The 13,461-nt window shown below is 41.0% G+C and carries 9 protein-coding genes; 2 read left to right on the forward strand and 7 right to left on the reverse strand.

The window, feature by feature from the left end; all coding sequences use genetic code 11:
- Window positions 1–432 precede the first annotated feature (432 nt).
- On the forward strand, window positions 433–2,001 hold the full coding sequence (locus ESV85_RS06130; protein ID WP_146915756.1) for a sulfatase: 1,569 nt from the start codon (window positions 433–435) through the stop codon (window positions 1,999–2,001).
- A gap of 82 nt (window positions 2,002–2,083) precedes the next feature.
- Here the strand turns inward: ESV85_RS06130 and ESV85_RS06135 are convergent, their stop codons facing one another.
- The 5 genes from ESV85_RS06135 to uxaC all read right to left on the reverse strand — a co-directional run bounded on the left by ESV85_RS06135 (window position 2,084) and on the right by uxaC (window position 7,246).
- Window positions 2,084–3,016 (reverse strand): UDP-glucuronic acid decarboxylase family protein, encoded by a 933-nt coding sequence (locus ESV85_RS06135; RefSeq protein WP_146915758.1) that lies wholly within the window; start codon window positions 3,014–3,016, stop codon window positions 2,084–2,086.
- Window positions 3,017–3,116: 100 nt separating this feature from the next.
- Window positions 3,117–3,671 (reverse strand): sugar O-acetyltransferase, encoded by a 555-nt coding sequence (locus ESV85_RS06140; RefSeq protein ID WP_146915760.1) that lies wholly within the window; start codon window positions 3,669–3,671, stop codon window positions 3,117–3,119.
- An 87-nt stretch (window positions 3,672–3,758) separates the two neighbouring features.
- Window positions 3,759–4,943, reverse strand: a complete 1,185-nt coding sequence (uxuA, locus tag ESV85_RS06145) for a mannonate dehydratase (RefSeq protein ID WP_146915762.1) — start codon at window positions 4,941–4,943, stop codon at window positions 3,759–3,761.
- Between the two features lie 42 nt (window positions 4,944–4,985).
- Window positions 4,986–5,804, reverse strand: coding sequence for an SDR family oxidoreductase (locus ESV85_RS06150; protein ID WP_146915764.1), 819 nt, complete (start codon window positions 5,802–5,804; stop codon window positions 4,986–4,988).
- A 2-nt stretch (window positions 5,805–5,806) separates the two neighbouring features.
- Window positions 5,807–7,246, reverse strand: a complete 1,440-nt coding sequence (gene uxaC, locus ESV85_RS06155) for a glucuronate isomerase (RefSeq protein ID WP_146915766.1) — start codon at window positions 7,244–7,246, stop codon at window positions 5,807–5,809.
- Between the two features lie 167 nt (window positions 7,247–7,413).
- Here uxaC and ESV85_RS06160 point away from each other — a divergent pair, with 167 nt between their 5' ends.
- A complete protein-coding gene (locus ESV85_RS06160) occupies window positions 7,414–8,433 on the forward strand; it encodes a LacI family DNA-binding transcriptional regulator (RefSeq protein WP_146915767.1) in 1,020 nt (339 codons plus the stop codon).
- Window positions 8,434–8,526: 93 nt separating this feature from the next.
- Here ESV85_RS06160 and ESV85_RS06165 read toward each other — a convergent pair whose 3' ends face one another.
- The gene (locus ESV85_RS06165) at window positions 8,527–10,197 is read right to left on the reverse strand and encodes a RagB/SusD family nutrient uptake outer membrane protein (RefSeq protein ID WP_146915769.1); all 1,671 of its coding nucleotides are present in this window, start codon (window positions 10,195–10,197) and stop codon (window positions 8,527–8,529) included.
- Window positions 10,198–10,203: 6 nt separating this feature from the next.
- Window positions 10,204–13,221, reverse strand: coding sequence for a SusC/RagA family TonB-linked outer membrane protein (locus ESV85_RS06170; protein ID WP_146915771.1), 3,018 nt, complete (start codon window positions 13,219–13,221; stop codon window positions 10,204–10,206).
- Window positions 13,222–13,461: the final 240 nt, after the last annotated feature.

Here is a 13,461-nt window from a genome sequence, read left to right on the forward strand (position 1 = left end):
AAATTGCTTTACTATTAATATAATGTTAAGTAAATGTAGGTAAATGAACCCAAATGTTAATATTAAGTTTTCATAAGGGTTAAAAACTTAACATTGGAGTAAATCATGCTCAATATATATGGTTCTAAGATTTTGATTTATTTCCATTAACTACTGCAATTTCCGACCGTGCTCCGATAAGAGTCGGGACAGGCACCTTGGTACTCTGATTAACCATCAATATTTTTCACCTAGCATTTCGCTTCCCTAATTCAGGACAGTACGTACTGCACCGTTGGCGCTTAGGTATCGTCACCTATGACCTCTGCGAATGTACACTGACTACTAAAACCAACTTCCTTTATATAAAATACTCTATAGCATATCACATTCACTTTTTGATTTTCAATGATCTTAACCATCTTAGGTTACTTAATAACGATAAACCTCCTCATGCTGAAGAAATTCATTCCTATCGCCGCGTTTGTGCTCGGTGTTTTTCAAACTTTTGCCCAAGCTCCTGAGCAACCCAACATTGTTTTTATTCTTGTAGATGACCTCGGTTACCATGATTTGAGTGTGACAGGAAGTAGTTATTACGAGACTCCGCACATCGATCAACTGGCAAATCGTTCGTATCAGTTTTCGCAGGGATATTCTGCTTCGCCTGTGTGTAGTCCGGCACGTGCCAGTCTGATGACTGGGTTGACACCCGCGACGCATGGAGTGACGGATTGGATAGGAGCGGGATATGGCGAGGCCTGGAGGAAGGCTGGGAGACATACGAAGCTCTTGCCTCCGAATTATGAGCATGCACTTAGGGCCTCATATCTGACTCTTCCTGAGGCATTGAGAGATTCTGGATACGATACTTTTTTCGCAGGAAAATGGCATCTAGGTGGTGAAGGTTCTTATCCTGAAGATCATGGATTTGATATCAATGTGGGTGGTTATGCTGCGGGTAGTCCTATGGGGGGATATTTTGCTCCCTATGATAATCCAAAAATGGAGCAAGGTCCTGATGGTGAAAATTTAAGTATACGTTTGGCAAATGAGACGGCCAAGTTTATTTCCCAAGAACATCAAAAGCCATTCTTTGCCATGCTGTCTTTTTACACAGTGCATGGACCTATTCAGACTACGGAGGAAAAATGGGCTAAATACAGAGAGAAAGCTGAAAAGTTGGGGATAGCAGATCATGGATTCGAAATGGAGAGAAGGCTTCCGATCAGACAGTATCAGGACAATCCTGTATATGCGGGGCTTGTAGAAGCCATGGATGATGCAGTAGGCATAGTGACGGCGGCATTGGCCAAGGCCGGTTTGGATGAAAATACTATTATCGTATTCACCTCAGACCACGGTGGAGTGGCCTCTGGAGATGCTTTTTCTACTTCTAATTTACCACTCAGAGGTGGCAAAGGGTATCAGTGGGAAGGTGGACTTCGGGTTCCTTATTTTATCAAAGTTCCTGGTCAAAAGGAGTTGATTGCGCTAGATGTACCTGCAAGTGGAATAGATTTTTACCCTACACTTTTGGAACTGGCAGGAGTGGAGATGCCTGAAAATATACAAATGGAGGGAGTAAGTTTGGCGCCAGCTATGAAGGACAAGAAACTCGCAGATCGCTCGCTATACTGGCATTATCCTCACTATGGTAATCAGGGAGGAGATCCTAGTTCTATTGTGCGTGATGGGGATTGGAAATTGATCTACTACTGGGAGGACGAAAGCGTAGAGCTTTATAACCTCGCAACTGATCCGGGTGAGCAGACTAATCTGGCTTTTAGCAAGCCTAAAGAGAGCAAAAGATTGACGACTAAATTGATGAAATGGCTGGCAGAAACCGATGCCAATAAGCCGACCATGGATCCAGAGTACAGCGAGGCGCTACATCAGGAAGTGTTGGATAAATTCAAAACGGTAAGAAGACAAGCTGTGGAAGACGAGCGTCTAAAAATGCTAAATCCGGCCTATGTTCCTAATGCTGACTGGTGGGGAAGCAAGGTGACGAAGGATTGATAGGTGAGAAGGAGGAAGTGGAAGGACAGTAAATAGCAAAAAAAGCCATCTTCGAAGATGGCTTTTTTTGGTGCTGGGATATTTAGATTACTGATTCGAAGTATTTGATAGTTTTCTCCAAACCTTCTCTAAGCTGTATTTTAGGCTCCCAATCCAATTCTTTTTTCGCAAGATCGATCACAGGTCTTCTCTGCATAGGATCATCCTGAGGCAAAGGCATAAAAATCATTTTACTCTTACTATTGGTCAGTTCGATGATTTGCTGAGCTAATTCAAGCATGGTGAATTCTCCAGGGTTCCCGATATTCACAGGGCCAGTAAATCCATCACGACTATTCATCAGTCTGTACATTCCTTCGATATTGTCGTCCACGTAGCAGAAAGAGCGGGTTTGCATACCATCTCCGTACATGGTGATGTCCTTTCCTTGTAGTGCCTGAACGATAAAATTACTCACTACACGACCGTCATTTGGATGCATTCTTGGGCCATAGGTATTGAAAATACGCATGACTTTGATTGCTACTTTATGTTGGCGATAGTAATCGAAAAATAGCGTTTCTGCACATCTTTTACCTTCATCGTAGCAAGCTCTAGGGCCAAGCGTATTTACACTTCCTTTGTAGCTTTCTGGCTGTGGATGAACTTCAGGGTCTCCGTAGATTTCTGAAGTACTAGCCTGAAGGATTTTGATTTTCAAACGTTTCGCAAGACCTAACATATTCATCGCACCGATCACAGACGTTTTAGTCGTCTGTACCGGATCAAACTGGTAATGAACTGGGGAGGCTGGACACGCTAAATTATAGATTTCATCTACTTCCACATATAGCGGATGCGTAACGTCATGACGAAGTAATTCGAAATTCTTGTTATCTAACAGATGGTGAATGTTTCTTCTATTGCCAGTGAAAAAATTATCAACGCAAAGCACTTCATTTCCTTCGGAGAGAAGTCGATCACAAAGATGGCTGCCAAGAAATCCGCCACCACCACTTACTAAAACTCGTTTCATTCGGTAATTACAAAAGGTTTAAAAACACTTGTGGCCAAAAATAAGCAAATGTTCTTTAAAATAAAGGAAGTAATTAGGTAAAGCTTGATATCATTAAAAGCTACACTAAATTTTTAATGATTTTGGCTGGGTTTCCTCCGATCACCACATCTGCTGGGAAATCCTTTGTTACTACAGCGCCAGCTGCAACTACAGTTCTGTCACCTATACTTACTCCCGGGCAAATCACTGCTGATCCACCAATCCACACATCGTTTCCAATCGTGATAGGTTTGCCGTATTCCCACATTTCACCTCTTTTGACAGAGTCAAGAGGGTGAGTAGCTGGGTAAAACTGAACGTTTGGAGCCACAAATACACGGTCACCAAGAGTGACTTTGCAGACATCAAGAACTACACAATTGAAGTTGAAGAATACATCATCTCCAACTTCAATGTTTGTTCCGTAGTCGCAGTAAAAAGGAGGTTCTACCCAGAAGTTTTTACCTGCCTTTCCAAAGATTTTTCTAATTAGAGAAACTCTCAACTCGGTATCTTCAGGATCTGAATCATTGAAGGTTTTTACCAGTTTTCGAGCTTTCAGGCGCTCTGCTGCCAATTCCGGATCACCGGCTTGGTAGAGTTCTCCTGCTAGCATTTTCTCCTTTTCGGTCATTTCATGTTTTTACTTGTCCACCACGATTACTCAGGATATGCTTTGGAATCTCGCATGTTAGATAATTAACTCTCTGGGTGAAGCTTTCTACTTACTCGATTTCTTTTGGCTGTATAGCAATCCTGCTTCCACGCCGCGTATTTCCGCAAGGCCTTTTAATCTACCAATGGCAGAATAGCCTGGGTTAGTTTTTTTGCTCAAATCATCCAACATCAGATGACCATGATCCGGTCGCATTGGAAGGCTCTTGCCTCGCTTCTGCTGAACCTGAATGATCGCATCAATCACTGCTACCATAGGCACATTTCCTTCCAAGTGATTGTCCTCAAAGAAGTTTCCAGCTTCGTCTCTTTTGGTGCTGCGCAAATGTATGAAGTGAATATTATCACCAAATTCCTCGACCATAGCTGGGAGATCATTGTCTGCACGAACTCCAAATGATCCTGTACAGAAAGTTAAACCGTTGTATGGACTTGGCTGATCTCTCAATATTCTTCTCGCATCTTCGGCTGTACTCATTATTCTAGCTAAACCAAAAAGTGGGAAAGGTGGATCGTCTGGGTGAATTGCCATCGAAACTCCATTTTCCTCAGCAACTGGCACGATAGCATCCAGAAATAATCTTAAGTGATCAGCTAGTTTAGCAGCGTCAATTCCATCGTACGTAGCAAGCATGGATTTGAATTCCTCCAAGGTATATCCAATCTCTGAACCAGGAAGCCCTTTCAGCATATTGTCGAAGATCATTTGACGTTTGGCAGGACTGAGCGCTTCGTAGTAAGTCTTTACTTCGGCATATTCTTCGGGAGAATATTCAGCTTTTGCTTCCTCTCTTTCTAGGATAAAAAGGTCAAATGCCTGAACAGCTTTTTTCTCGTAAAGTAGGGCTTTCACGCCGTTTGGAAGCTCATACTCCAGGTCGGTTCTCGTCCAATCTAGAATAGGCATGAAATTGTAGCATACAGTAAAAATTCCTTCTGCTGCAAGATTACGGATGGTTTCTTTATAGTTTTCGATTACCTGTAGGTAATTTCCAGATCGAGTTTTGATGACTTCGTGTACTGGTACAGATTCCACGACTGACCAGGTCAGTCCAGCAGCTTCGATGATGTTTTTGCGTTCTTTAATTTCTTCCCGTGACCATGTTTCTCCATTCGGTATATGGTGAAGGGCTGTTACGATTCCGCTTGCTCCTGACTGGAGTATATCTCTTAGACTAACTGGGTCATTTGGTCCATACCAACGCATGGTTTGCTCCATTTTATAGGTCATAGTATTTTGAATTTGAGATTTGAGATTTGAGATTTCAAATTGTTACACTCCAGAGTAAGCTCCAAAGCCACCGTCTACAGCCACGATGGTTCCAGTCACGAATGCTGAGGCATCTGCACATAACCAATGCAATGTTCCCAGCAAATCTTCAGGTTTACCAAATCTTGCCATAGGCGTATGATTTATGATTTGATTTCCTCTATCTGAAAGACTACCATCTGTTTCGGTGAGCAAAGCTCTGTTTTGCTCGGTGAGGAAAAACCCAGGAGCAAGTGCATTCACTCGGAACTCAGCACCATGTTTTGTACAAAGTTCAACTGCTAGGAATTTAGTGAAATTGTCAATAGCAGCCTTGGCGGATGCGTATCCCAATACCCTAGTCATAGGACGGGAAGCTGCCATGGAACTGATGTTTATGATATTTCCTTTGCCTCTGTTTAGCATGAGAGGAAGCAAGATTTGACTTGGGATAGCGGTACCCAAGTAGTTCAAATCCATCACTTTACGAAGTGAGTCTAAATCAAGATCAGAAATGTGTTGATCCGGTCTAATGACCGCACCGGGCATATTCCCACCTGCTGCATTGATAAGCGTATCTATGTAGACGTGCTCTTCAGCGATCTGGTTTGCTACTTTTTGCACACTATCAGCATCGGTAACATCACATATATATCCTGATGCTTTACCACCTGTGGCTTGAATGTCTTTTACCAATTCTTCTACTTTTGCAGGAGTTCTACCAAGAATAAAAACTTCAGCTCCCTCTTTGGCTAAGTAAAGACTCATGGATTTTCCCAAAACTCCGGTGGCTCCTGAAAAGGCAATTTTTTTTCCTGCAAGAGAGAATAATGAATTACTCATAATTAAACTTGTATGTTGTTTGGACTAAAGTCGAAATATTGTTTTGCATTGTTGTAGCAGATATCAGAGATGATACCACCCAGCCATTTCTCATCCCACGGCAACTCTCCATTAGCTACGTCCTGTCCAAAAAGGTTGCACAGAATTCGTCTGAAGTATTCGTGACGAGGGAATGAAAGGAAACTACGGGAATCTGTAAGCATACCTATGAAACAACTCACCAAGCCCATATTAGAAAGTGCATTGAGCTGTTTCTCCATTCCATCTTTTTGATCTAGGTACCACCAGCCAGAGCCGAATTGTATTTTTCCTTTGATCGAGCCGTCATTGAAGTTACCTATCATGGTGGCAAAGATCTCATTGTCGCCAGGATTGTTATTGTAGATGGCAGTTTTAGTAAGCTGATCATCCAAATTCAATTTATTGAAAAAGGCTCCCATTGCTTTTGCCTGAGAAAAGTCTCCAATAGAATCAAATCCTGTATCAGGACCCAAAATCTGGAGTGAGCGCTCATTTGTATTTCGTAAGGCTCCCAAGTGAAATTGCTGGACCCAGCCTTTTGCATGATACATTTTGCAAAGCGCTAGGAGCGTAGTGTACTTGAAGAAATTTACTTCTTGTGTAGAGAGTGTTTTTCCTGACTGCACCTGTTTGAAAATGGAGTCTATAGAAAAGTCATTTTCTTCAAAAAAGTATAATTGCTCCAAGCCATGATCAGATAGTCTGCAACCTCTTTCATGGAAGTAATCAATGCGTTCGCTAAGTGCTTCCACTAATTTCTCGAAGGAATTGATTTCAATACCTGTGGTTCCACCAAGCTGGTTGAGATAATTCAAATAGAAAGTAGGGTTCTCTACTCCATAGGCTTTATCAGGCCTGAAAGCTGGATACATACCCAACTCACTGTCTTTTTTGTGAAAAGAAACATGCTGATCCAGTGAATCAATTGGGTCATCAGTAGAACAAACCACTTCTACTTTCATTTGCTTTAATAGCCCCCGTGTGGAGAATGAGTCTTGTTGAAGAAGAGAATTGCAGTGTTGGTATACCTCCGACGCATTAGCTTCTGATAGCAACTCGTCGAAACCGAAATATCTTTTAAGCTCTAGATGTGTCCAGTGATAAAGTGGATTTCTGAGTGTGAAAGGCACTGTCTTCGCCCAGTTAGTGAATTTCTCAGCATCAGAAGCATCTCCGGTAATAAATTTCTCATTAATCCCAAAGGTCCGCATTGCCCTCCATTTATAATGATCGCCTGCCAACCAAACTTTTGAGATATTCTCAAAGCTTTTATTTGCATTTATTTCAGCAGGGGGAAGGTGATTATGATAATCAATTATTGGTAAGTCCTTGGCGTATTGATGATAAAGTGTTTTGGCATATTCATTATGCAAAAGAAAATCATCGGACAAAAAGGATGCTTTTGTGCTTGAATAGGGCATAGGTTAGCTGGGCTTAAATGATAAATCTCTAATTCAAAGTTAAAAATACCTCGAAACAACTGTTTTTTTGGAAGAAAATGCGGAAACGATTTCGAATTTTTATAAATGGGATAACCTTATTTCTGGCAATGCTTTGTACTTTCATGCTATAAATAAACCTAATAACCATGGCCGGAGGTATAAGTCTAAAGGAATTGGCCGCAGAATTAAAGCTTGCGCCGTCTACTGTTTCACGAGCACTGAATGACAGTTACGAAATTAGTGACGCTACTAAAAAGAAGGTCATCAGCATGGCCGAAAAGCTAAACTATCACGCAAACCCATTTGCGAGGAGTTTGAGGGAGAATAAGAGCAAAACTATCGCTGTCATCATCCCTGAGCGGATTAATAGTTTTTTTGCCCAGGTAATGGATGGTATAGAGGAAATAGCCCAAGAGCAAGGATATCATCTATTGGTTTACAATTCGCACGAGGATGTGGAGAAGGAAAAGAAGATCGTGAATTTGTTATTGAATGGTAGAGCTGATGCGATTGTAATGTCAGTTTCCAGTCAAACAAGTGATATTTCACATCTGAAAAAATTACACGATCGGGGTCTGCCTATTATTTTCTTTGATAGAATCTGTAATGATATTCCTACAACTAAGTTCATTACAAATGATTATCAAATTGCATTTGATGCTACTAAGCATCTGATACAACAAGGATGCAAAAAGGTCGCCTTCCTTATGCTGAGTAAAGACTTGTCAATCACCAAAGAAAGACAGCGGGGATATCTGAATGCACTGAAGGATGAAGGTATGGAAATGGATCCTGCGTTTGATTTCTACTGTAGTCATGTGGAAGAGACTAACGTGAAGTTGATTCGTGAAATGCTGACTTCACCGAATAAGCCAGACGGAATTTTAGCCTCAGTTGAGAAACTTGGATTTGCGACCTATCATGCGGTCAAGGAAACTAACCTCAGAATTCCGGAGGATCTGAAGTTGATTAGTTTTTCGAATTCTTCTATTGCGGGGCTTTTAAATCCATCTATGACAACGATTACCCAGCCAGCACTTACTATTGGTCACGAATGTGCTAAGTTGTTGATCAAAAAATTGAACAAGCCAAAGCATTATGATTTGGAGGATCAGGTGATCACCATTCCTTCTAAAATCACAATACGGTCTTCCACAATTTGTTGATAATATTCTTAAAGAATTTCTTTTCCTCCGATTAACTAAAAAAAAACTGCTCCGATTTCTCGGAGCAGTTTTCATTTTAGTTTAATCTAAACCTTAATATCCTGGATTTTGTGGGAATGCACTGGCATTGCCTTCGGCCCGGTCAATTTGATTTTGAGGAATTGGTCTCAAAACGTGGAAGGCTTGAATGTTTGGAGCTCCTTGAGGATTGTAAGCTTTCACTCGCTCAACAAGAATTCCCCATCTTTTTAGATCCAACCATCTAGTTTGCTCACCAATAAGTTCTCTAGCTCTTTCTTCTGTGATGAATTCGAAAGTAAGCTGAGATTCAGAGATATCCATCGCAGCTTCTTTACCTGGGAAAGCTGCTCTTCTTCTCACAATATTAATGTTCTTCGTTGCTAAGTCAATTTTACCTTGTTTGAACTGAGACTCAGCAAGTAGTAGGTATGTATCAGCAAGACGCATGGCGATGTAGTCTCTACCTCCTTCAAACTGAGTTCTATCAGCACGTCCTGGATCCATTTGCTTTTTAATTGCTGGGAATAACCTCTCAGTATAAAGCTCTGGAGTTAGCACCTGATAAGGATACTTAGCTCTTTCTGCCTCAGACATGTTGTAGCCAGGTAGCCATATGGTAGTGTCTCCAGCAGCAAATGTTACAGAAGCCTTAGATTTATCGAAAGTAGTATTGTAAGTACCTGGCTTATTGGACAAGAAATTATCACGGTATGTTTTTTTATACCTTGAGTCATTTACTCGGTCAGCAAAGACGGTGTTCAAAGTATAATCAGTAGACTTAAAGCGTTTGAATGGTCGACCATTCTCCGTGTCTCTTTGCATTCCTGGCTGTACGTCATATTCCATCAAGAAGAAAACATGAGCGTTGTTACCGCCTCCATTAGTCAATGGATTATAGGTGTACTGCGTAGACCAGATAACTTCATCGTTGATTTCATTGCCGAAAGCATGCACATTCGCAAAATCATCAAGTAGTTTGAATCCATAATTATCGATAACACTCTGTAGGAGTGGCTCTGCTTTTGCAAAATCTGAGGCTTCTCCAGCTTCAGAAGTAGCTTTAGTCAGATATACTCTTCCTAATAAGTGCTCTGCAGCTGGGCGAGTTGCTCGACCATAATCGGATGACTTCGCTTTATCTTCAAGGTTTGGAATAGCCTCCTGAAGATCCTTTATGATAGCAGCATAAATTTGGGCAACGGATGATCTAGAAACCACTTTAGTAGGAAGGATAGTTTCTTCAAGTTGAAGATCAATTGCCCCAAACAATTGGACCATAATGAAATAATGGTGAGCTCGGATGAACTTAGCTTCAGAAACTCGTTGTGCTATCAGGTCCTGAGAGATTCCTGTAAGATTCACAGATCTATCAATAACTGCATTACAGGTGTTTATACCTGCATAGAAACCGTCCCATAGCTCACGCACATGTCCATTTCGAGAATCAAACTGATTGGTGTACGTATTCATGAATTTCCATGAGCCATCAGCACCATTAGTGAAAATGTCAGTTCCGAAAGAAGTGAAGTTATTTCCACGCTCAGTACCATACCATAAGCGCATTGAACTATAGGCTGCATTTATGCCATCATTCATGCCTTTTGGTGTATTCAGGTAGTCATTTCCAATATTGGAAATTACAGCTTCATCTAGAAAACCATCGCAGGAAACAGCTGCAGAAAGTCCGAGTATTAGGGCAGTTGACTTTGCCCAGTATTTTATATTTATAGCTAATTTTTTCATTGTTGATTAGAATTTAGCATTTATACCAAATGTGAAAGAAGTGACAGCAGGGGATACGTTTGCATTAACTGCACCAGAACCTACACCTTGCTCACCATCCAAATAAACTTCTGGATCAATTCCTTTGTGCTCAGAGCGGTAGTTCGCAAAAATAAACGGCTGTTGAATACTTGTGTAAATTCTCAAGTTGGTCATACCTATTCTCTTTACAGCTTCTGGACTGAAATTGTATCCGAAGTTGATGTTTCTGACCTTGATAAATGTTCCGTCAAAGTACTCCATAGAGCTCGCATATTTCGCGCTTTCCTGATTTACATTTGGTCTAGGATATGCATTGGTAGGGTTATTGGGAGTCCAATAATCAATATCCAAGTTATTATATCGGCCTGCTAGTGTGTTGTTTCCAGTATGAAACTGAGATCTAAGCATGTAGCCAAATCTTCCATAAAGGAAGAAGGATAAATCAAATCCTTTGTAGCTGAATCTGTTAGTGAAACCCAAAGCAAAACTTGGAACCGCTGATCCTAAGAATTGTCTATCTAGAGAGTTGATCACTCCGTCATTATTAAAGTCTTCTATTTTTATTTCTCCTGGTACACTTCCAAAGGATTTTGCCTCATCTACCTCAGAAGTCTGCCAAATTCCGATTTTCTTCAGATCATAAAATACAGTCAAAGGCTGACCAATAAATCTACCTGCAGAAATATCATCACCATTTGGAAGAGAGATAATTTCCTCCGTGTTTTTAGTGAAGACGATATCTGAACTCCAGATGAAGCCGCCTTTCTCAACATTTAAGGTTGAAAGTGTAAGTTCAATTCCTCTGTTTTGAGTTTCACCTATGTTTGTGGTGAAACCGCCAAAACCGATAGAATTAGGCAATGGCTGTTGCGCTAGCAAATCACTCGTATTGGTGACGTAGAATTCCAAGGAACCAAATACTCTACTTTTCCATATTGCAAAATCCAAACCTAGGTTAAAAGTTGTGGAAGTTTCCCATCTTAAATCAGGATTTCCGATAGAACCCGGACCATATCCGAATGCCGAAGAGTTATCATAGGCGTAGCTAGTTCTGCCTAATAACGCTTGGGTTTGATAAGGATCGATGGCCTGACTACCAATAGAACCATAGGAAGCTCTTAACTTCAACTGATCAATTACAGAAGAGTTAGACATGAAGCTTTCAGAATGGATATTCCATCCAAGCGCAACAGAAGGGAAATAAGCGAAACGATTGTTTGCGCCAAATCTAGAACTACCATCAGCTCTTAAAGTAGCTGTTACAAGGTATTTATTTTTATAGTCATAGTTAGCTCTACCCATGAATGACATCAAAGACCATTGCACCAAGCCAGTACCTGCTCCTGTAATTTGGGAAGCGGCACCTAGATTATGAAAGAATTGAGATTCAGCTGGTATTCCTAAAACACTTATCCCAGTTCTCTCAAGATTATCCTCTTGGATGGACTGAAGTGCTGTGATATTTAGGTTGTGAACTTCATTAAAAGTTTTGGTATAGTTCACGATATTTTCAAGGGTATAATTGAACCGGAATTCTTCAGATACACTACCTGTAGCTGCACCACCACGTCTAGCATTGGTTTGAGAGCCTGTGAATCTACCGTTTCTGCTGATTGTGATATCCGGACCAAAAACTAATCTATAGCTAAGGCCTGGAAGAATGTCCCACTGAGCAAAAATACTGTTGAAAATTCTATAATTCTTGGTTAGATCTTCTTGCGCACCTTCTACTATTTCTGCAAATGGATTGGTTCTCAAACCGTCAGAAGTAGGAAGGAAAATTAAATTTCCATCTTCATCATATGGTTTCCCAAGTGGATTTTCTGCCAATGCTCCTCCAAGTGGATTGAAGTTTTCTCCATTTCGCTCACTGTAAGACACCAAAGTGGATGTGCCGAATTTGATGTTTTTAGTGATCTTATGATCTAAGTTTGCCCTGAAGGTATAGCGAGTGTAATCTTGGTTGATGATTACTCCTTCGTCTTTAAAGTAGTTGGCTGATACAAAGAAAGTAGTTTTGTCAGATCCTCCGCTTACACCCAGTTGGTAACTTTGGATAGATCCGTTTCTCATAAGTCCGCCAGGGTAATCGGTAGTTCTGCCTTGAGCGATTCCATCCAATTCTATTGGCTCAAAAATAGTAGCATCAGCTTCTGGTGTAGCTGGTCCTGCAGGATAGCCTTCCCCAGCTCTGCGGGATTCTCTTTTATACTCAGCAAACTCAGGTCCGTTAAAGACATCAATTCTACCCAATTCTTTATTGATACCATAATATGCATCTAAGGAAACTATTGTTTTACCGACACTTCCTCTTTTTGTGGTGATCAAGACTACACCATTTGAACCTCTAGATCCATAAATAGCTGTAGCAGATGCATCTTTCAATACTTCCATAGAGGTTATGTCTTGAGGATTGAGATCATCAATACCGCCTACTAGGGGAATTCCATCTACTACGTAAAGCGGCTCGTTGGAACCAGATATTGATCTTCTACCTCTGATTCTTACTTGTGGCGAAGCACCTGGCTTAGATCCTGGCTGTGTCACATCGACACCAGCAGCACGACCTTGAAGTGCTTGTCTTGCATCCTTAATAGGTAATTCTTGAATTTCCTTAGAACCTACAGAAGAGATAGCCCCAGTAAGCTGACTCTTTTTGGCAGTTCCATATCCTACTACTACTACTTCTTCCAGATCAGATAGATCAGGAGAGAGGTTCACATCAAGAACAGTTTGATTTCCTACGATCTTTTCTATTGGATTGTATCCAATGAAAGAGAAAATGAGGGTTCCGTTAGCCGGAACTGCAATGGAATACTTTCCATCCAGATCGGATGTGGTTCCACTTGTGGTCCCTTTGACTAGGATAGTTGCTCCAGGTAAGGCCATTCCTGTTTCGTCGTAGACCGTTCCTCTTACTTGAGCTTCCTGCGCCCAGCTGTACGAGACAGATAGCAACAGAAAGAGCACTACCCTCAGGTGAGTGTAAAATTTTGCTTGCATGGTAAATTGGGTTTGTTGTTAATTATTAATACTTATCAAAGCGTTTTAAAGCCTATTTTTTCTCTAATAGACATATTGCCACTCTATGATGAAGTCAAGTTAACTTGTTTAAACCCTATTTTCAAGAGGATAAGTGGTGGACTTACGCAATCGATTGCGTTCTTTTTTACTACAGTAGCAAACTGATCCAAGGCTTAAAAAATGTTAAACATGATAATATGACATGAAAGCCGTATTTCA

It is taken from the genome of Algoriphagus aquimarinus, assembly GCF_007997215.1.
Taxonomy (GTDB): domain Bacteria; phylum Bacteroidota; class Bacteroidia; order Cytophagales; family Cyclobacteriaceae; genus Algoriphagus; species Algoriphagus aquimarinus_A.